General features: G+C 51.9%; 20 protein-coding genes. 7 read left to right on the top strand and 13 right to left on the bottom strand.

Features of this window, described 5'->3' with window-relative positions:
• The first annotated feature begins 90 nt into the window (after positions 1–90).
• The gene (locus RFF05_RS10640; protein WP_409967072.1) at positions 91–225 is read left to right on the top strand and encodes a hypothetical protein; all 135 of its coding nucleotides are present in this window, start codon (positions 91–93) and stop codon (positions 223–225) included.
• Positions 226–344: 119 nt separating this feature from the next.
• On the opposite strand, the gene RFF05_RS10635 is transcribed toward RFF05_RS10640, so the two are convergent.
• From RFF05_RS10635 to RFF05_RS10620, 4 genes are all read right to left on the bottom strand, one after another.
• Positions 345–1,706 (bottom strand): MATE family efflux transporter, encoded by a 1,362-nt coding sequence (locus RFF05_RS10635; RefSeq protein ID WP_409967071.1) that lies wholly within the window; start codon positions 1,704–1,706, stop codon positions 345–347.
• 156 nt (positions 1,707–1,862) lie between these two features.
• Positions 1,863–2,990 carry a peptide chain release factor 2 gene (gene prfB, locus RFF05_RS10630; RefSeq protein ID WP_409970108.1) on the bottom strand — a complete coding sequence of 376 codons (1,128 nt, stop codon included), beginning with the start codon at positions 2,988–2,990 and terminating at the stop codon, positions 1,863–1,865.
• A 622-nt stretch (positions 2,991–3,612) separates the two neighbouring features.
• A complete protein-coding gene (gene rnhA / locus RFF05_RS10625; protein ID WP_409967070.1) occupies positions 3,613–4,050 on the bottom strand; it encodes a ribonuclease HI in 438 nt (145 codons plus the stop codon).
• Between the two features lie 81 nt (positions 4,051–4,131).
• Entirely contained in the window at positions 4,132–4,788 is a 657-nt protein-coding gene (locus RFF05_RS10620; protein ID WP_409967069.1) for an MBL fold metallo-hydrolase, read from the bottom strand.
• Between the two features lie 176 nt (positions 4,789–4,964).
• On the opposite strand from RFF05_RS10620, the gene RFF05_RS10615 reads away from it, so the two are divergent.
• Together RFF05_RS10615 and mutY are read left to right on the top strand one after the other, a co-directional pair.
• Complete coding sequence (locus RFF05_RS10615) at positions 4,965–5,543, top strand: LysE family transporter (RefSeq protein ID WP_409967068.1); 579 nt, start codon at positions 4,965–4,967, stop codon at positions 5,541–5,543.
• Positions 5,544–5,559: 16 nt separating this feature from the next.
• Positions 5,560–6,603 (top strand): A/G-specific adenine glycosylase, encoded by a 1,044-nt coding sequence (mutY, locus tag RFF05_RS10610; RefSeq protein WP_409967067.1) that lies wholly within the window; start codon positions 5,560–5,562, stop codon positions 6,601–6,603.
• A gap of 132 nt (positions 6,604–6,735) precedes the next feature.
• Here mutY and RFF05_RS10605 read toward each other — a convergent pair whose 3' ends face one another.
• The 4 genes from RFF05_RS10605 to RFF05_RS10590 form a co-directional block, all read right to left on the bottom strand.
• Complete coding sequence (locus RFF05_RS10605) at positions 6,736–7,872, bottom strand: alanyl-tRNA editing protein (protein ID WP_409967066.1); 1,137 nt, start codon at positions 7,870–7,872, stop codon at positions 6,736–6,738.
• Positions 7,873–8,011: 139 nt separating this feature from the next.
• Entirely contained in the window at positions 8,012–9,196 is a 1,185-nt protein-coding gene (locus RFF05_RS10600) for a glycoside hydrolase family 3 N-terminal domain-containing protein (protein ID WP_409967065.1), read from the bottom strand.
• The gene (locus tag RFF05_RS10595; protein WP_409967064.1) at positions 9,180–9,728 is read right to left on the bottom strand and encodes a permease; all 549 of its coding nucleotides are present in this window, start codon (positions 9,726–9,728) and stop codon (positions 9,180–9,182) included. Before RFF05_RS10595 ends, RFF05_RS10600 begins: the two co-directional genes overlap by 17 nt.
• The gene (locus RFF05_RS10590) at positions 9,725–10,201 is read right to left on the bottom strand and encodes a permease (protein ID WP_409967063.1); all 477 of its coding nucleotides are present in this window, start codon (positions 10,199–10,201) and stop codon (positions 9,725–9,727) included. The genes RFF05_RS10595 and RFF05_RS10590 overlap by 4 nt, the downstream gene beginning before the upstream one ends.
• Before the next feature lie 120 nt (positions 10,202–10,321).
• On the opposite strand from RFF05_RS10590, the gene thiI reads away from it, so the two are divergent.
• Positions 10,322–11,503: a tRNA uracil 4-sulfurtransferase ThiI gene (thiI, locus tag RFF05_RS10585; protein ID WP_409967062.1), complete on the top strand. Its 1,182-nt coding sequence runs from the start codon at positions 10,322–10,324 to the stop codon at positions 11,501–11,503.
• Entirely contained in the window at positions 11,500–11,967 is a 468-nt protein-coding gene (locus tag RFF05_RS10580) for a CinA family protein (RefSeq protein WP_409967061.1), read from the top strand. Before thiI ends, RFF05_RS10580 begins: the two co-directional genes overlap by 4 nt.
• Before the next feature lie 59 nt (positions 11,968–12,026).
• Here RFF05_RS10580 and RFF05_RS10575 read toward each other — a convergent pair whose 3' ends face one another.
• The 4 genes from RFF05_RS10575 to RFF05_RS10560 form a co-directional block, all read right to left on the bottom strand.
• Positions 12,027–13,175 (bottom strand): class I SAM-dependent methyltransferase, encoded by a 1,149-nt coding sequence (locus tag RFF05_RS10575; RefSeq protein ID WP_409967060.1) that lies wholly within the window; start codon positions 13,173–13,175, stop codon positions 12,027–12,029.
• A complete protein-coding gene (locus RFF05_RS10570) occupies positions 13,175–13,984 on the bottom strand; it encodes a putative RNA methyltransferase (protein ID WP_409967059.1) in 810 nt (269 codons plus the stop codon). Before RFF05_RS10570 ends, RFF05_RS10575 begins: the two co-directional genes overlap by 1 nt.
• On the bottom strand, positions 13,981–15,372 hold the full coding sequence (locus tag RFF05_RS10565) for an MATE family efflux transporter (protein ID WP_409967058.1): 1,392 nt from the start codon (positions 15,370–15,372) through the stop codon (positions 13,981–13,983). Before RFF05_RS10565 ends, RFF05_RS10570 begins: the two co-directional genes overlap by 4 nt.
• A 130-nt stretch (positions 15,373–15,502) precedes the next feature.
• Positions 15,503–16,636: a cysteine desulfurase family protein gene (locus tag RFF05_RS10560; RefSeq protein WP_409967057.1), complete on the bottom strand. Its 1,134-nt coding sequence runs from the start codon at positions 16,634–16,636 to the stop codon at positions 15,503–15,505.
• Between the two features lie 338 nt (positions 16,637–16,974).
• On the opposite strand from RFF05_RS10560, the gene mtaB reads away from it, so the two are divergent.
• Complete coding sequence (mtaB, locus tag RFF05_RS10555) at positions 16,975–18,273, top strand: tRNA (N(6)-L-threonylcarbamoyladenosine(37)-C(2))-methylthiotransferase MtaB (RefSeq protein ID WP_409967056.1); 1,299 nt, start codon at positions 16,975–16,977, stop codon at positions 18,271–18,273.
• An 82-nt stretch (positions 18,274–18,355) separates the two neighbouring features.
• On the top strand, positions 18,356–18,928 hold the full coding sequence (gene yfbR / locus RFF05_RS10550) for a 5'-deoxynucleotidase (RefSeq protein ID WP_409967055.1): 573 nt from the start codon (positions 18,356–18,358) through the stop codon (positions 18,926–18,928).
• A 53-nt stretch (positions 18,929–18,981) separates the two neighbouring features.
• On the opposite strand, the gene RFF05_RS10545 is transcribed toward yfbR, so the two are convergent.
• Positions 18,982–20,103, bottom strand: a complete 1,122-nt coding sequence (locus RFF05_RS10545) for a hypothetical protein (protein ID WP_409967054.1) — start codon at positions 20,101–20,103, stop codon at positions 18,982–18,984.
• Between the last annotated feature and the right edge of the window lie 65 nt (positions 20,104–20,168).

Below are 20,168 nucleotides of genomic sequence, written 5' to 3'. Positions count from 1 at the left end.
AAAATGTAGCAAAATATCCTTACGATATATTGTACGATATGGCTGTACCTAACACAAAATGCAGATGTTTTTTTAAACAGGAGGCCAGCTATGAGCGATATTTCCAATGAGTACCTACTTTTGTTTCAGGCCATCACCCAAGCCGCAGACGCCCTTGAACAAGTGCGCCAACAATTGTTGGTCGCCCAAGTCTTAGGAGAAGAATTGTATATAGAAAAAGAATGACATAAGGGTCATAAAAAATGTAGGGAATGGTCTTGACCATTCCGCCCACCATGATGGATTTCATCTGGAAAGCGGAACGGGCAAGACCGTTCCCTACTCTGTTGTTAGATTTTAAATGATTATGCGGCAGGCACCACAAACTTTTTCCATACACGGTTCAAGAAGAATACAGCGCAGGCGATGGAGAAAATTTCAGCGATGGGGATGGCCCACCACACCAAGCCCAAGTCGCCAGACAGGCTGAGCAAATAGGCAACGGGCACCAGTACGACTAATTGGCGTACAGCGGAGCAGGTGGTGGAGTACATGGCCTTGCCCAGACCTTGGAACAGCGCCATACAACTGATGCAAAAGGCGGCAGGGATGAAGCTGAGGCTCATAATCCGCAAGGCTGGCACCCCGATGGAGAGCATATAGTCAGAGGGGCTGAAAAAGCCCAACAGTTGGGTGGGAAACACCATGAACGCAAAACAGCCCAAGCCCAAAAAGCAAGAGGCAATGGTCCAACCTGCTCGGAACGCCTGTCCAATACGTTCTGGCTTTTTGGCACCATAGTTATACCCCACAACAGGGATGATGGCATTGTTCAAACCAAAGACAGGCATGGACGCAAAGCTCATCAGCTTAAAGTAGGCACCAAACACAGCGGTGGCGGTGGAGGTGAAGCCGATTAAAATAAAGTTCATGGCATAGACCATCACCGAGCCAATGCCTTGGGCGATGATGGCAGGGATGCCGATGATGTAAATGCGGCGAATGACAGGCAATTGGGGATGGAACCCCTTGGCGGTCAAGGGCAGCTCTGGGTTTTTCCGCAAACAGAAATACAGACCTAAAATCATGGAGCACACCTGCCCTGTGACCGTGGCAATGGCGGCGCCAGCCACACCCATGGCAGGGAAGCCCAACAGCCCAAAGATTAAAATGGGGTCGAGGATGATGTTGACAATGGCGCCCACCCCTTGGACACACATGCTCAGCATGGTGCGCCCTGTGGCTTGGAGCAATCGCTCGCAGGTGATGCCAAAGTTTAAACCCATAGACACCATGCAACAAATGCTACCGTATTGAATGCCATAGGTGAGGATTTCGGGGTCGCTGGTTTGGAAGCCGAAGAAGGCATCCATGGCAAACAGCCCAATGATGGCAAACACCACAGAGCCACAAAAGGCAAGAAACAGCCCCTGCCGTGCCACCACCAGTGCGCTGTGGTGATTGCCTTCGCCTAGGTGGCGAGAGGTCAGTGCGGCCACACCCACACCAGTGCCAGCCGCCACAGCAATCATCAAGTTTTGCAAGGGGAACGCCAAGGATACGGCGGTGAATGCGTTTTCAGATACCATGGACACGAACACGCTGTCCACCAGATTATACATGGCTTGAATGAGCATGGAAATCATCAAGGGCAAGCCCATTTTTAGGATGAGAGGGAAAATAGGCGCTGTGCCTATTTTGTTTTCGCGTTGGGGAGATTGACTCATAGGGAGACCTCTTTCTATTTGTAAAGGTTGCGGACGGGCGACCACAGGTCGCCCCTACGGTGGGGGGAAGGGATGACGGGCGACCACAGGTCGCCCCTACAGTTGAATGTGCCGTATAGTAGGGGCGACCTATGGTCGCCCGTTTTGATATTTGGTTTATTTGGTTTTCAGTTCGCCTGTTGCCAGTTGGGTCAGATAGGCGTTGATGAAGCCGTCGATGTCACCGTCCATGACAGCGGAGATGTTGCCGCTTTCGTAGCTGGTACGGGTATCTTTGGCCATGGTGTAGGGCATGAACACGTAGGAGCGGATTTGGCTGCCCCATTCGATTTTCATTTGCACACCCTTGATGTCAGAAATCTTTTCGGCGTGTTGTTGTGCCTTCAATTCCATCAGCTTAGAACGCATCATTTTCATACAGTTGTCGCGGTTTTGGAATTGGCTACGCTCGGTTTGAGACGCCACAACCACACCTGTGGGAATGTGAATCAAACGCACAGCAGAGGAGGTTTTGTTGATGTGCTGACCGCCAGCGCCAGAGGCACGATAGACTTGCATTTCAATGTCTTCAGGGCGAATTTCCACATCGCCAGCATCGTCATCCCCAAATTCGGGCATAACTTCGATGGCGGAGAAAGAGGTTTGGCGACGGGCTTGGGAGTCGAAAGGAGACACACGGACAAGGCGGTGGACACCGTTTTCGCTCTTTAAGAAGCCGTAGGCATTTTCCCCTTCGATGGAGATGGTGGCAGACTTCAAGCCAGCTTCGTCGCCGTCTTCAAAGTCCATGGTTTTGCACACGAAATCGTGGCGCTCGGCCCAGCGTGTGTACATACGGAACAGCATTTGGGTCCAGTCTTGGGCTTCGGTGCCGCCTGCCCCAGCATGGAAGGTCATGATGGCGTTGCGGTTGTCGTATTCCCCAGAGAGGAGGGTGGCAAGGCGTGTGTCTTCCACGGTTTTTTCCAAGTGGGCATAGCCTTCTTCCAGTTCGGGCAGGAATTCGGGGTCGTCAGATTCTTGACCCATTTCGCATAACACGGTCAAGTCTTCCCATTCGGTGCACATTTTTTCGTGGCGCGCCACTTTGCCTTGGAGTTGCTTCAAGGTTTGAGATACCTTTTGAGAACGGGTCACGTCATTCCAAAAGCCGTCTTGCACAGATTCTGCTTCCAGCTGGGTGATTTGAGAGCGAGCGCCATCGATGTCCAGTGCGGCGCTGAGTTTTTCCAGCTCAGGGCCTAGGTCTTTGAGCTTGCCTTTATATTCATCGTATTGAATCATAGCCATAGGTTAAAATCTCCAGTCTATCATTTTGTTTTAACTGATATATTATATAGGAAAAATCCTGTTCTGTAAAGGGATTTTTCAGGTATTGTGGGTTGTGGGCACTGTTTTTTACCGTGTTTTGTATTTGTAGGGGAGGATAGTATCCTCCCGTGTCATTAGGGGGTGTGGTGTGGTTGGTTTGCAGTTGTTTATTTGGAAGTCTTTTTATAAGTTGGTCGGATATGGGAGGACGGGAGGCTAATAGCCTCCCCTACAAAATAAATCATCGCACCCCAAAGGGAAGGGGGTGTGGGGGAAATTCCCATGGGGGGAGCTCGAGGGGGCTTGTCCCCTCGAATAAAATCAATCGCCCTGAACCGAAATCGCTTTTGGTAAAAAGTTAGCAATGGGTAAATGGAATTGCAAACTCTTCCAGATTTGTACTTGGGCGATACACACACAGCAAAAAAACCGCCTTACGGCGGTTTTTTTGCTGTGTGTGTGTATTTAAGGGAGGGAGAAAAATGTGTCAGGGGTGGGATGGAACCCCTTGACTTGTACTTATCATACCTCGAATTTATGTCAAAATATCACATATTATGTGAATGATTTGTAAATGTGTGGAATTTTTTAGGAATTATTTGAAAAGATGGCTCTGCTCTACCGCCAATTCGTCGCAACGATTGTTAAATTCATTGCTGGCGTGGCCTTTTACCCAGTGATACACCATGGTGTGTTGGTCAACTAAGTCTAGAAGTCGCCCCCATAGGTCGGGGTTTAAGGCTGGCTTTTTGTCAGATTTCACCCAGCCTTTGGCGCGCCAGCCACGGGCCCAGCCTTTTTCAAGGCCATCTAGCACGTATTTGGAGTCAGAGTATAGTTCTACGGTGCAAGGCTCTTTCAGCATAGCCAAGGCTTCAATGACAGCGGTCAATTCCATGCGGTTGTTGGTGGTGGATTTTTCGCCACCAGAGACTTCTTTTTTGTGTTCTCCATACATTAAAATGGAGCCCCAGCCACCAGGGCCAGGGTTGCCACTGCAGGCACCGTCGGTATAAATGGTTACAGTTTTCATAGTGTGTCCTTTCAAGGTGGAGGTGATGGGGGCGTGTTATGTTCAATCGGGCGACCAATGGTCGCCCCTACCAAGAGGGCGTCACACCTGCAGGCTTGCACCTGACACTTCCAGTGGGCGAATTTTATTTGCCCATTGGGGATATTGTGCCACAAAGTCTTGCGTGGGGGCTGGGTCGTTCCATTGGTGCATGGGAATGACCGTGTGGACGGTGGCGATTTCCAGCAGATGGCGTAGACCCCAGCTGGCGGCAGCGCCCAGTCGTCCGTCCAGTGGTACCATGGCAAGGTCGATGGTGCGCCCAGTCAAGGGGGCGATGTACTGCTTGAAATCCTTCTCCATTTGGGGGTTCCATGGATCGGGTTCCCCCTCCCAGTGCCACCAGTTTAGATCGCCAGCATGGTAGATGGTTTTGCCATCCACGGTGACCAAAAACGCCACCCCTTCATCGGTGGAGGGTAAGGTTTGGATGGTGAGATTGTCCACGGTTAAGGTTTGGTTGCCTTTGACCAAATGAACATGCTCACGACTGACAAGGGAGATGTCATCGCTGAGGATGCAGGTGCCCTTTAGGGTGAAAATCTCTGGAATAAAATGGTCGTGGTGGCTGTGGCTGGCAAAGATGTATAGGGGTTTGTCAGCCATGGCAGGCAAGTCGCCTTGCCACCAGTCGAAGAGTAAATAACAGGTGGCGGTCTCCACCAAAAAGCCACTGTGGGAAAGATAGGTTGCGTGCATAAAATAGTCTCCTTTCGGGGAATGGGGCGTCGGGGACGCCGCCCTCTACAAATGAAGTGGGAAAATAGGGTCACCCTGTAGGGGACGGCCTCTGGACGTCCCGTTTTACGGTTGACAGTCAATCTACATACATAGTATACTTAGCATACCATAGATTTTTCAGGAGGGCAATCGGTTTGGACTGGATTCATTTTTTAACTTACGTACTGGCCACAACCATTACACCGGGGCCAAACACCATTACCTCCATGTCCAATGCCAGCCGTGTGGGCTTTCGCAAAGGGATCTCGTTGAATTTTGGGATGTGGTTCGGATTTTCTATCGTGTCGTTATGTTGCGCGGCGTTTTGTAGTTTGCTAACCACCGCGTTGCCTGTGATGCAATGGCCGCTGCTGATATTGGGGGCTGTGTATATGCTCCATCTGGCATGGAAAATGTGGAAAACAGGGGGTATCACCGCCAATGACAGCGGTAAAAGTGGGTTCACCGCTGGGGCGCTGTTGCAGTTTGTCAATGTGAAAATCTATATTTACTGCATGGTGTCTATGCAGGCGTATATCTTGCCGATTTATAGCGACCAACCCTTGATTGTGGCTGGTTTTGCTCTGTTTTTAGCCTTTGCTGGTTTTGTTTGCGGATTGGTTTGGGCGGCGGGCGGTTCGGCGCTGAAGGTGCTGTTTTCTCGCTATGCCGTTATGACAAACCGTGTGTTGGCACTGGCGCTGGTGTATTGTGCCGTGGCACTGTTTATTTGAAAAAAGGAAGTATCGTGTGAAAGAAAGTTATGAGATAGCCCAGCCCTTGCTGGCTTGGTATCGCCAAAATGCCCGAGATTTGCCGTGGCGACATACCCAAGACCCCTATGCCATCTGGGTGTCAGAAATCATGCTCCAACAGACCAGAGTGGCGGCGGTGTTGGGCTATTATGCCCGATTTTTAACAGCCTTACCCACGGTGGCAGACTTGGCGGCGATGGACGAGGACAAGCTGATGAAACTGTGGCAGGGCTTGGGCTACTATAGTCGTGCGCGGAATCTGCAAAAGGCGGCGCAGACCGTGATGGCTGACCATGGCGGTCAGTTCCCCCAAAGTGTGGAGGGGCTCAAAGCCTTGGCTGGCATCGGGGACTACACTGCTGGTGCCATCGGTTCGGCGGCCTTTGGGTTGCAAACCGCTGCTGTGGACGGGAATGTGCTTCGTGTGGTGAGTCGATTGTTAGACTGCCACCACGATATCACTTTGCCTGCCACCAAAAAAGAGTTTACCGCGTGGATTGAGGAGCAATTGCCCCCAGCTGGGGACGATATGCGCCAGTTCAATCAGGCGGTGATGGAGCTGGGCGCCACACTCTGTGGCCCCAATGCGGCGCCTCAATGCGCAGGTTGTCCATTGCAAGGCCAATGTCTGGCGCACAGCCGTGGCACCGCAGAGAAATTGCCAGTGAAAGCGCCAAAAAAGCCGCGGCGCAAAGAGGAGCGAACAGTGTTCGTCCTCACCTGTAACGGCAAAGTTCTCCTGCGAAAACGACCAGCCACTGGGCTTTTAGCCAAGTTGTGGGAGTTTCCCAATGTGGAGGGGCACATGGATGAAACCGCCGTTGCACAGCAATTGCAAAGCTGGGGCATCACCCCTGTCCAATGGCAAAAACGGCTCACCGCCACCCATATTTTCACCCATGTAGAATGGGATATGGTGGGCTATTGCGTGGAAGTTGCAGACGTAGATGCCTTGCCAAAAAGTTGGGTCTGGGCAGATGGGGCGTTACACGACCATGCCGTGCCATCGGCCTTTGGGCGATTTGTGGAAACCCTATAAAACACTAAATAGTAGGGGAGGGGTGCCATCCTCTCCCGTAACGTTTGTGATTTTTCCAGCGCTATCGAACAAGTTTTCCACCACGTTTTCCACAATTGTGGAAAACGTGGTGGTTTTACATTTTTATGACCCTTATGGGCGGTGGAAAAACTGTGCAATCTGTTCCTGCGTGGCAGACACAGACCCCTGTGCAAAGCCGTCTCGCCCTCCACCACGACCTTGTAAACTGGCGTTCATTTCCTTGACAAATGCAGGATCTACCTTAGAAATGGCATAGCCATAGCGGTCGCCCTCCCCAGCAAAAACGGCACATTGTCCACCGCACACCTCGCCAATGGCAAGGCAGAGACGGCGGACACTGTCGGCGCTCATGGCCTCTTGGAACAACAAAATATCCCCTGCATCCGTATACGTTTGGGCGATGTGGGCAAAGAGATTGGCCTCTAATGCCATCACTTGCCCTATCCGTTGGGTCAGGGTGTCGCCCAACTTTGCCACGGCGTTGGCTGTTTCCAACGGTTTTGCCGATAATTGTTGAGAAATCTGGCGGTTTTGGGTCAATATGGCTTCAAAATACGCCATGGCCTTGCCGCCGCAGACCAATTCAATGCGACTGCCCCCCTTGAACTTTTGACAAGAGAGGACTTTGATTAAGCCTACCTGCCCAGCTTGCACCACATGGGTGCCACAGCACGCACAGCAATCGGCGTGGGGGAAGGTGACAATCCGCACAGCACCTGTCACGGCTTTTTTGCTCCGATAGTCTAGCGCTTCCAAGGCGTCAGCGTCGGGGAATGTAATCTTCACAGGGGCGTTGCCCCAGATGATTTGGTTGGCTTTGGCCTCGGCAATTAAGGCTTGCTCCCATGAGATTTCCGCGTTGTAATCGATGGTCACTGTGTCAGCGCCCATGTGGAAGCCCACGTTGTCGCAGTGGTAGAGGTCGCAGAGGATACCAGAGATGATGTGCTCTCCAGAGTGGTGTTGCATATGGTCAAACCGCCGTGCCCAATCCAGTTGCCCTGTCACTGTATCGCCCACGGTGAGGGGCGCATCGCAGGTGTGGACAATCACGTCGTCATGCGCTTGCACGTCGGTGACGTGAACGGTGTTCAGCGTGCCAAAATCTGCATTTTGACCGCCTCCTTCTGGGTAAAAGGCCGTCTGATCAAGGGTGATGGCAAAGCCTTTTTTCAGTGCCTGACAATCCACCACCGTGGCGGTGAAGGTTTGAAGCATGGGGTCTTGATAGTAGAGTTTTGTGGTCATGGTGGTCTCCTTTAGGTGTGTGGGAACAATATCGTAGGGGAGCGCATTGCGCTCCCGTTTTGGGTTACATCAGGTTATTGGAAGGATGGTGCTACACTGGCGGGAGCGCAATGCGCTCCCCTACAATATAATGGGGGTGCTATATCAGCCCTAAACTCTGTTTCCACCGCAACACCCGTGTACAAGCTTCCTCTACACGTTCCATGGATAAGGTGCCGTTTTCCACGGCCTCTATGGTTTTGGGGATTTGGGTGCGGTAATCGGAGGTGATGACCATGTCGTTGCCAGCCAAAATGGCCAACGTGGACACATTGCCGTCTTCGGCATACGCCGCCACAGCATCCATAGCCAAATCATCGGTCATCACCACGCCGTCAAAGCCCAGTTCTTGGCGCAACCAATCATGGACAGGGGCAGATAAAGACGCAGGATAGCCCTCATCTACAGCGGTGATGATGTTGTGGCTCACCAAGATAGAGGTGGTGTTGGGTGCGGTGTCTACCCCAGCTTGGAAGGGAAGAAAATCGCTTTCTAAGAAGCTGTCCACCGTTCGATTGTCCACGGCAATCCCTGTGTGAGTGTCGATGTTGTCGCCATAACCGGGGAAGTGCTTGAGGGCACTGCCCATGGATAAAGCGTCCATTTCAGCCACAACCGTTTCTACATAGGTGGCAGTGGCGGTGGCCTCTTGCCCCAAGGTGCGACTGTAGATGAAGTCACTAGCGCTGGTGGATACGTCCGCCACAGGGGCAAGATTTACGTTAAAGCCTAAAGACTGCAAAAGCTCCGTTTTTTCCACAGCGTCTTGTGCAATTGTGGAAAAACCACCGTTATTGTACAGCTTTTGTGGAGATAAAAACTTGCTAGAGCGGAGGTTACTATTAGAGGACACACGCACCACGGTGCCACCTTCTTCATCTACACCAATGAGCAAGGGAATGGTGGCATTTTCTTGGTAAGAGGCGATGGTGGCAGTGAGAGAATCCGCGGTTTGGTCGGCAGTGTCCCGTCCAAAGAGAATATAGCCTCCCAAGTGATAGCTGGCCACGTCATCCACTTGGCTGTCGGCTGGCACACGGACAAAAAACAATTGCCCTACCTTTTCTTCTAAGGTCATGGTGGCCATCAGGTCGGCAATGGGGTCAGGGATTGGTTCTGGTTCGGGGGTGGATTCCGGTTCAGGGATGGGGTCAGGGGTCGGGACGGCAAGGACGCCGTCCCCTACGAGGGTTTCATTGGCAGTTTCGATAGGTTCAGTGGTGCCACAGGCGGTGCAAAGCAACAGGCATAGCGCCCCGCAAATCAACTTAGCCTTGTTCCGCAATTTGGTAGACCTCCTGTTGTTGCTCGTTGGTGAGAGAGGCGTTGACCACCCCAGCGATAATCCAAATGCCTACCAAGTTGATACAGAGTCGTGTGACCATAAAGGTGAGGCCAAGGTTGGCGGCTTCAAAGGTGAGCATAGGCACTTTTGCCGTTGACCATGCACCGATGAACACGAACACGTTAAACAAACTGGCATTTTTGCGCAACATGACCGTGGCCACAGGGAAGGCGGCATACAGTGGGCCAGCGGCGCAAGCCCCCAGCAAAAAGGCCATACTGCCCCCACGAATCCCACTGCCTTTGCCCAAGAATTTCATCATGGTTTCTTTGTCCACCCAGACGTCTAGCAAACCTAGCAAAATAAAAATAGGTGGCAACACCGACAGCATTTCTTTGAAATTGGAAAGAGACATATCGGCGGCGGTAAAGCCAATCTCAGGCAGGGCAAAGCAGAGGATGATATTGACGGCAAGAAGGGTCAGCGCCATGGAATACCGCTTGCAAATGGCGAAAAAGGTTGAAGTTTTCATAGCACCACCCCCATAATCGCGGCGGCCACAAGGGAGAATATAAAGGCAGAGAGGTTGCGCATCAAGGTGACTTTTTTGCCAAAGGTTTTGATTTCAACAGGCATGGTCACGATGCCCACCATCATCAGCGTGGATAAAAAGGCGGTGATTTGGGTGATCCCAGCCCCACTTTGGAGCAGTGCGGCGGCCAAGGGGAAGGCTACAAAGCCAGGGATTAGTGTGATGGCACCGATGAAGGCCGCCATGGCCACCCCCATGATCCCAGATTCTGCCCCCAGTAATTTGGTGATGGTCTGGGTGTCTAGCACCGCTAGCATGATGCCGATGAGCAAAATGATGGCAAGGAATTGTGGCATGATGTTTTCGGCAGATTTCCATGCCTTTTTCAGTGCCATTTTGGTTTTTTTCTTGTTTTTAAAGGCAGAGACCGCTAGTCCAACGCCAGCGCAGATATATAATATAGTGGCAAACATAATGACTCCAATCTTTTACATTTTCTTCATTTTATCACACCTCTCAAGCGGTTGCAACTAAAGATGGTTTGTGGTAGACTATATATTGTAAAAATATGCTCTAATGAGGAGGAAACAAGTATGACACAAGGAGAAGTCCTGTTATTAAAATTAGGTGAGGTGGTGCTCAAGGGGCAAAACCGCCGTAGCTTTGAGGATAAGTTGGTGGCAAACGTGCGCCACCGTTTGAAAACCTGTGATGGTTCGTTTGAAGTTTGCATCCGCCAAAGCACCATTTACGTGGAACAAGTGGCAGATGGGTGCGACATGGAAGAAGCAGTGCGCCGTTGCCGTCAAGTGTTTGGCGTGGTGTCTGTTGTCCGTGCCCATCCTTGCGACAAAGAGGTGAGCGCCATTGTGGAGTGCGCCAAAACCTATTTGGCACCCAATTTTGCCGCCGCTAAAAGCTTTAAGGTGGAAAGCAAGCGCGCCGATAAACAATTCCCCATGAACTCCATCCAATTGTCTATCGCTGTGGGTGGTGACTTGGCAGATGCGTTCCCCCATGTGGCGGTAGACGTTCACAATCCTGCGCTGACTGTGGAAGTGGAAATCCGCGAAAAGGCCGCCTATGTCCATGCACCTGCCCTGCCCGGCGCTGGTGGCTTGCCAGTGGGCATGGGTGGCAAGGCAGTGAGCCTGCTCTCTGGCGGTATCGATAGCCCCGTGTCCTCTTGGATGATGGCGCGCCGTGGGGTGCAGTTGGAGATGGTGCATTTCGAGTCCCCCCCTTACACCTCTCAAATGGCGCAAGACAAGGTGATTGCCTTGGCACAGGCGCTGACCCCATACTGTGGGCCGATGACCATTCAAATCGTTCCCTTCACAGGCATTCAAGAGGAAATTCGCCGCCAATGCCCTGAAGAATATTTCACCATTATCATGCGCCGTTTCATGATGCGCATTGCCCAAAAAATTGCCTATCGTTGCAAGGCAAAGGCCTTGATTACAGGGGAATCTCTGGGTCAAGTGGCCAGCCAAACCATGCACGCCATGGTGGCAACTGACGACGTGACCACCATGCCAGTGCTCCGCCCTGTCATCGGTATGGACAAGGTGGAAATCATTAAAATTTCCCAAGAAATCGGCACCTTTGAAACCTCCATCCTGCCCTATGAAGACTGCTGCACCGTCTTCACCCCACGCCATCCTTCCACCAAACCAAAGCTGGAGAATATTCGTAAGGCAGAGGAAGCTATGGACATTGATGCACTTGTCCGTGAAGCTGTGGAGAATGTGAAACTGGTGAAGGTGCGCCCATGAGTGGGGATGTAACGTGGTTTGATGGGCTGAAATCCCACGGCAAAACCCTATCTACGGCTGAGTCTTGCACGGGGGGCGGTTTGGCACAAGCCATCACAGCCATTTCTGGCGCCTCTAGCGTGTATTGCGGTGGCGTGGTGTCTTATTGGAGCGAGGTAAAAGCCAGTGTGCTAGGGGTGTCGCAAGAGTTGCTAGATGCCCAAGGGGCAGTCTGCGCTGATGTGGCCAAGGCCATGGCGACAGGGGTGCAACATTTGACAGGCAGTGACTATGCCCTGTCCACCACAGGGGTGGCTGGCCCAGACAAAGATGACCGTGGCAACGACGTAGGCTTGGTGTTCATCGCCTTGGCCACCCCAGAAGGGGTAGCGGTGAAAGAATGCCGTTTTGGCAATTTATCGCGCCATGAAATCCAACAAAAAGCCATTGAAACTGCGTTGAACTGGCTGGGAGATATGTTGTAAATTATGATTTAAAAACCGCACATTCTGTTTAAATAAACAGAATGTGCGGTTTTTTCTTGTTATTTATCCAATTCTAACAACTCATACAAGGTGGGTTTCACGTGAAACTCTGCCATGACGGTTTCCACTTGTTGCAAGGCTTTTGTCCGCACAGATTTGGGAGTCAACGGGCTACGGACGGCACGAATCAGTAGATTTTTTGGAGTGCTGTCTAGGTCTACAAACTCTAGTAGTTGGGTTTTGTAACCGCTGTAGGTCAGCAGATTGCCACGGATGGCATCGGTGGTTAAAGCGGCAAATCGCTCTTGGATGAGGCCGTATTGGCTGAACAAATCCAGCGTTTGGGGCTTCATTTGACCGTTTAGCTCGTGCTGACAGCAAGGCACGGAGAAAATCATGTCTGCCTTCCAGCCGATGGCGTGGTGAAGAGCATAATCGGTGGCGGTGTCACAGGCATGGAGGGTCAGCACCATGTCTACAGCGAAGGGAGGCGCAAAACCGCGAATATCGCCCATAGCAAATGTTAAGTTGTCATATCCGTACTTTTTGGCGGCGATGTTGCAGTTTTTAATCACTTCTTCTTTCAAGTCTAAGCCCAGCACATGGGCTTCCATCTTGCGGATTTGGGTCAGGTAATAGTAGACCACAAAGGTCAAATAAGACTTGCCACAGCCAAAGTCGATGATGTGGAAAGAGGTCTTTTTGCTGTTTTTCACCGCATCGTCGATGATCTCTAAAAAGCGGTTGATCTGCTTGTACTTGTGGTACATGGATTGTACGATTTTACCCTCCTTGGTGAAGATGCCCATGTCCACAAGAGGTGGAATGTGGGTGCCTTCTTCCAACAGATATTGCTTTTTGCGGTTGTGGGTTTGTGTGGTGAGGGTGGCATTGGCAATGGATTTGACCTTGTAGGTACAGCCTCCCTTTTTGGAGAGGAGCACCATGTGTTCCTGCCCGTCGCTAAAGCCGTTGAGCTGTAGGAATTGCCCGTCAATCAAAGTGATACAGGTATTTATAATGGTATCAATTGGTTGATTTTCATGAAAAACTTGGGTTTTTGTGTATTTTGACACTTGGTAGAAATCTTTGTGACGCTCCACCACGATTTTTTGAAAGTCTTGGCTTTTTGCCATGGGTTTGCTGATAATTAGCTTTTCTAGTCCGGCGGACACCATGGTGTCCAAGGCGGTTTTTAATTGGGTCATCAGGTGTCCTCCTTTTCAAATGTGTGGATGCGGAAAGATGCTTCCACGGTTAAGGCGTCCATGGTGGACAGACGGTCTTTGCCGTCTTTTGGGGTTTTCCATGCGTATGGGGTCATGCCCAATAGCGCTTGGAGCGCCTCTTGGCCTTGGATGTCCATGGTGAAATCCACAGGGGTGATCCCAAGGCTACAAAAGTCAGCGTAAGGGGTTTCCTTTTCTTCGTTGAGATAGGGTGCGTCGTACAAAACCTGCTTCAGTGCCCACAGGTGTTCGGCTCCTGGCACCACGTAATACAGCCGTCCATGGGGCTTGAGCACACGGGCAAATTCTTCCGTAGCCATGGGAGAAAAGCAATTGACAATGGCATCCACGCTACCATCGGCCAAAGGCAAATGATAAGACGATGCCACGGCAAACTCCACGGTTTTCTCCCGTTTTGCCCCTTTTTGCAAACAAAACTTAGAGATATCAATGCCAGCCATCTCCGCTTGTGGCAGGGCTTGGCGGATGCCAGCGGTGTAATAGCCCTCCCCACAGCCAGCGTCTAAAATGGCGATAGGATGTTGCTGTTGCAACAGTTGGCACAGGGTATTGCGCAAAGGCGCATAATAGCCCTTGTCCAAAAAAATGGTGCGAGCCCGTGCCATGGCCTTGTCATCCCCTGGTTGAAGAGAGTTTTTCTGGTTAGCAAGGAGGAGGTAGGTGTGACCCTCTTTGGCAAGGTCATAGCTATGCCCGTTGGGGCAAGTGTAGGATTTTTCTCCACGGGTCAAAGGTTCGCGGCACACAGGGCAGATAAACAAACTCATGGTGCCACCTCCGTGGTTAAGTTGTGAATCCATTTTTTCGTTTGGAAGCGCCATAAACCCAAGGGCATTTTAATCAGGCATTCCCCGTGAATCCACAGGCACACCAGCCACACAGGGCTGTCCCACACCAAGGCGCACAAGGCGGCAAGGGGGATGGAGAAGCACCACAGGGGGATGACGTCGATGAAAAAGGCCATGCCAATGTCGCCCCCAGCGCGGAGCACCCCTGTGATAGAGGTGAAATCATAGGAACGGACAGGGAACACGCACGCAAAGGTGATGCACATGGTGGTGGCAATGGCGGTGGCTTCGGCGCTTAAATTGAACAGGGGGAATAAAAAGGGCTGAAACACCAAGGGGAGCAAGGTCAACAGCATGGCAGCCACGGCGCATCCACCCACTACGCTGATGGCGAATAGGCTTTTGCCCAAGTCTTGCACCGTTTGGTGAGGTTGGCCTTCCCCGATGGCTTTGCCAATCATCACCGCCGACCCGTTGGCCATGCCGATGCAGATGGTGATGGCAATCTTGTCCACGTTGCCGATGATGGCATAGGCCGCCAACATATCGGCAGAGCTGGTCATGTGACCGATGATGACCACCATCATGCTGGTGCCCAAGCCCCACACGGTTTCGTTGGCTAAGACAGGTAAGCCGTGTTTGAAAAACTGGACTACAGCAGATTTGCGTGGGGAAAACACCAATTTGGGCTCTAAGGGCACCCGATGGTTGGTCAGCACGTACACCACCACGATGACAAACTCCACAATCCGAGAGGTCAGTGTGGCATAGGCCGCACCCATGACCCCCATGGCTGGTGCGCCAAAGTGACCGAAAATGAGGCAGTAGTTTAAAAACGTGTTCAATAGCATAGACACGGCAAACACCTGCATACCAAAGGCAGGATTTTCCGTGCTGCGTTGCATACTGATGTACACCGAGCTCAAGGTGTTAAACACCAAGCCCACGGCCACAATTTGCAAATAGGGGGCGCCAATGGCAATGAGATTTTGGTTGTTGGTCACCAGTGACATCACCGTTTCGCTGGCAAAAAAGAAGGTGCCTGCCACGATGAGCGCCACGGTGAACGAGACGTACAGCGCCACACCTAAGGTGCGGTTGATGGCTGGCACATCCTCTTTGCCCCAGTATTGGCTGGCCAGAACGGACAGACCGCTCATCAGGCCGAAAATCACCATTTGCACAAAGAAAATAGGGGAGTTGGCGGCGGTGACGGCAGAAAGCTCATTGGTGCCCACTAAACCCACCATAAAGGTATCGATGAAGCCAAGGGAGGTGGTAATGAGGTTTTGGAGCATAATGGGCAGAGTCAGGGCAAATAAATGTTGGTAAAACGCTTTGGGACGGCGCAAGGGTGCAGGTAACATAGGGTGTTCCTTTCGTGATACATTCTCTTTTCAAAACGGGGACGGACGACCTCAGGTCGTCCCTACGGTGTATTGTATGTAGGGGCGACCTGTGGTCGCCCGATGAAGGGGTTATGTGGTTATCTGAGTTTTATAACATAGGGAATCGGCTTTTTTGATGGGCGTCTAAGGCGGCGAAACAAGCATCCACATCTTCTGTGGTGGTGGACACCCCGAAGCTGAGGCGAATGACCCCAGCGGTGACTTTTTTTGGTAGTTTTAGGGCTGAGATTACATGGCTGGCCTTCCCTTGGTGACAGGCAGAGCCAGCGGAAATACAAATGCCTTGACTGCCCAAATCGGTGACTATGTTGCCAGCAGGATAACCTGACAGAGACAGTGCCAGAATGTGAGGGGCAGACGGGTTGGTCAATAATTGGAGACCAGTTACCGTGGGGATTTTGCTGATGGCGTAGTCTTGTAAAGCCTGCATATGGGCAAGGTCATTGCTCAAAGTGGCGGTGCGCAGTTCTACGGCCTTGGCAAAGCCAGCCATTTGAGCGGTGGCCTCTGTGCCAGCGCGATGGCCTTGCTCTTGGGCACCACCAGCCAACAAAGGTTTGGGATTGCGGACGCGGTCGCCAATATATAAGGCACCAATGCCCTTGGGGCCGCTGATTTTATGAGCGGCGATGGAGATAAAGTCTGCGCCAAGGGTTTTGGCAGTGAATCCTACCTTTAAAAATCCTTGGACAGCGTCGGTGTGGAGTAAGGTTTTTGGGTTTTTCAAAGCCAAGCCGTTGGCGATTGCATCCACAGGGTAGACAGTGCCCAGCTCGTTGTTCACCAACATGATAGACACCAGCGCCGTGTCGTCTCGCACAGCGTCCAGCACCTGCTCAGGCGTGATATGGCCTTGGCTGTCAGGGGCGATGGTGGTGACTTCGTAGCCTTGCTTTGCCCACCATTCGCAGGGAGCAACCACGGCGCTATGTTCCACGGCAGTGGTGACAATGTGCTTGCCTACGTGACGATTTTGCCACAGAGCAGCTGAAATTGCCCAGTTGTTGGCTTCGGTGCCGCAGCTGGTGAAGTGGAGTTGTTTGGGTTGACAGCCCACGGCAGTGGCGATGGTTTGTCGCCAAGCAGCCACTTGCTTTGCCATGGCTTGCCCAGCAGGGTATTGGGCGCTGGGATTGGCAAAGTCGTCTTTTAAAACAGCATACATGGCCTCAGCCACCTCTGGCAACAAAGGGGTGGTGGCGGCATGGTCTAAATAAATCATGAGAAAAATCTCCTGTTTGTGAAAAAAGTTAAGATATGGAACATACCATTGAAAATTGTAGGGGCGGATTCTATATCCGCCCGTTGGGGGGTGCGGGCGGATATAGAATCCGCCCCTACGGCATACGTTGAAAATTCGCACTTAGAAAAAAGTTTACTTGCTCCCCGATGGAAAGCGATGTATAATAAGGTAAAATATTGCGTAATTGGCGGGCGACCACAGGTCGCCCCTACAATGTAATTCTGGAAGTCGTAGGGGCGACCTGTGGTCGCCCGCATTTCCCTGTCTTATCAACATCACATTATACTTCTAATTTTTCAAAATAGCAAGGAGAACCCATGAAAGTAGCCTTTTACACCTTGGGGTGCAAAGTGAATCAATACGAAACCACCGCCATGGAGCAAGAACTGGTGCGTCGCGGACATACATTGACCGCCTTTGACCAGAGCGCTGACGTGTATGTGGTGAACACCTGCTCGGTGACGGCGGTCAGTGACCAAAAGTCGCGCCAGACCATTCGCCGTGCTAAAAAATTAAATCCTGATGCTGTGGTAGCAGTTTGTGGCTGTTATCCCCAAACCCATGCGGACGAAGTCCGTGCTCTTGGGGTGGATGTGCTAGGCGGCACAGGGGATCGGGCTGGCTTCTTAGACTTGCTAGAAGCATCTGTGAAAACCCATCAGCCCCAAGAAGCCATTGATCAAAGCTTTGAGCGCCGTGTGTTTGAGGTGTTGACCCCCGGCGGCGGCGGTACCCGAACCCGTGCCATGTTGAAGGTGGAAGACGGGTGCGTCAACTTCTGTAGCTACTGCATCATCCCTTACGCCCGTGGGCCTGTGCGGTCGCTGGCGCTGGACAAGGCAGTGACCCAAGCCCAAGCATTGCGAACCCAAGGCTACCAAGAAATCGTCCTCACAGGCATTGAAATTTCTTCATGGGGCAAGGATTTACAAGGGGATTTGACCCTCATTGACTTGGTGGAAGCCATTTGTCTTGCCATTCCACAGGTGCGTATTCGTCTTGGGAGCCTAGAACCACGGACGATTACTGAGGATTTTTGCACCCGTGCCAAGAGGCTCCAAAACCTCTGTCCCCAGTTCCATCTGTCTATGCAAAGTGGCTGTGATGAGACCTTAAAAGCCATGAACCGCAAGTACGACAGTGGTCGGTATTTCCAATCGGTGACGCTTTTAAACCAGCATTTTCACCGCCCAGCCATCACCACAGATTTAATTGTGGGCTTCCCTGAGGAGACAGAGGCACACTTCGCCAAAACCTTGGCGTTTATTGAAAAATGTCAGTTTGCATCGATGCACATTTTCCCTTATTCCATTCGTCCCGGCACCCCAGCGGCTGAGCGCCCTCAAGTGGAGAAGGCGGCGAAAGATGTCCGCGCCAAACAGGCGGCGGCGGTGGCAGAGACCATGGAAAGTGCCTATTTGCAAGGTTGTGTGGGGCAGTGTTATCAAGTGTTGTTTGAACAAGAGAGAGAGGGCGGCTTTGTCGGCCATGCCCCCAATTACACCCAAGTTTGGGTGGATAGCCAAGCAGATTTACACAACCAAATCCACGCCGTAGAAATCGTCGCCGTAAAAGACGGGCGGTTGGTGGGAAAGCTAAAAACGAAAAGTGAATAGTGAAAAACTACAGAAAACCGATTGCGTTCCCATAGTTTTTCACTCTTAGTTCTTAGCTCTTAGTTTTTAAGGAGGCACCATCATGCACCATTTTTTTGCTTACATTTCTCGCCTGCGCCATATCACCCGTTGGGCGCTGATGCGCAATACCAGTCGTGAAAACGTCCAAGAGCATAGCCATCAAGTGGCGGTCATTGCCCATGCCTTGGCGGTGATTGCCAACACCCAATTTGGCAAAGATATCGATGCTGGACAGGTGGCGGTGGCGGCGCTGTATCACGATGCCACCGAGATTTTGACTGGTGATATGCCCACCCCCATCAAATACTATAATCCTTCTATCCAAGGGGCGTACCGTCAAGTGGAAGAGGTGGCAAAATCAGAGTTGGTTGCCATGTTGCCTGCAGATTTTCAGCCCATTTATCGCAGTGTTTTAGACGAAAATGATGCCACCACCCAGCGTTTGGTCAAGGCGGCAGATAAGCTCAGCGCCTACATCAAATGCGTGGAAGAGGTGAAGGCTGGCAACAACGAATTCCGCAAAGCCATGGAACAAACCTACCAGTCCATCCAGAAGATGGACATGGAAGAGGTGGGGTATTTTGTGGAGCACTTCCTGCCCAGTTTCTCCCTGACTTTGGACGAATTGCAATGAACAATAGAATGATGAAACAAGGAGGAACGGCATCGCCGTTCCTCCTTGTTTCATCATTCTGGTGACAACTGATACCGTGTGCCAAAGCGCACCAATTGACCGCTACTGACCATGGTTTTCAGCAGTCGTTGGCAGTGGTTGGGGCGCAAATGGAGTAGAGTTTCCACGTCTTCGGCATACACCGCTCCGCGGCGATGCGCCAAGGACAGCACCAATGGTTGGTGGTCGTTCAATGGCGGCACGTGTTGGGCGCTGTAATACGCTTCCCCTACCTGCACCAGTGCACCGTCACCTACGCACCCTTGCAACAGTCGATAAGCAGGGCTTTTGGGGAGATTTAATAGGGCTTGCGCCTGTCCACAGGTGAGGCTTTGGTGGGTTTCCAAGTGGGATAGTATGGTGCGCAGAGGTTCGCGACGGTGATGCTGCCCAGCCAAGGTTTGCAAGGTTACCCCCAATACCCCTTGTGCGTGTAAGACCTGTTGCGCCAAACGGGACAAGGCACTGGCGGTCATGGGAAACACCAGTCCATCCCCGTCACTAGGACGCAAAGTGGTGGTGTCCATCTGTGGCAGGGGGGGTAAATTCTGCCACTGCAAGGTGCGCAGTTGTTGGGAGCTGTAGCCATGGTAAAAGGCCAGCGCCACAGCCAATGTTCCTAATGTGGGGACTTGTATCAGCCCATGGATGGCAGATTCCCTTGCCACCATAGGGGAGGGTGTCGGTGGAGGCGCGGTGAGCTTTCCGCCATAGGCTTTACGCAAATCTCCTTGGCTCATGTCCAGCTCTTGTGCCACGTCCACCCATGAGCGGTGGGTCAATTGGCGCAAAATATAGTCATGACGTAGGTCGCACAAGCGAAGATCTAAGCCGGCGTTTTGCAAGGTGGTGTGGGCAAGGCGAGAAATGGACTGGGGACGCAACGCCCCTTGTCGCCCCTGTACCACGTGGCCTGTCTGGTCAGCGACTTGACTCAAGCGCAAGGCCAAATCGCTGGCGAAAGATACGGTGCGGTTGGGAAGGGTGATGCGCCATTGGGATAAAGACACCTGAGACCATTGTAATTGCTGGATTTCTTGCCGTGTTAGCCCGGTGTGCCACGCCAGCGCCAAAATCATGGCGGTGGAGCTTTGGCCTTCTAGTAAGGCATTTATCGTCTGCTCACTCAGAGCCATGAGTGCATCCCTCCCTCGTGGTTTGCACCCATTATATAACACTTTATATCACAGTTGTGTTACAG

It is taken from the genome of Bengtsoniella intestinalis, assembly GCF_039719005.1.
Taxonomy (GTDB): Bacteria; Bacillota; Clostridia; order Oscillospirales; family Oscillospiraceae; genus Oscillibacter; species Oscillibacter intestinalis.
This window is presented reverse-complemented; position numbering and strand designations above follow the sequence as displayed.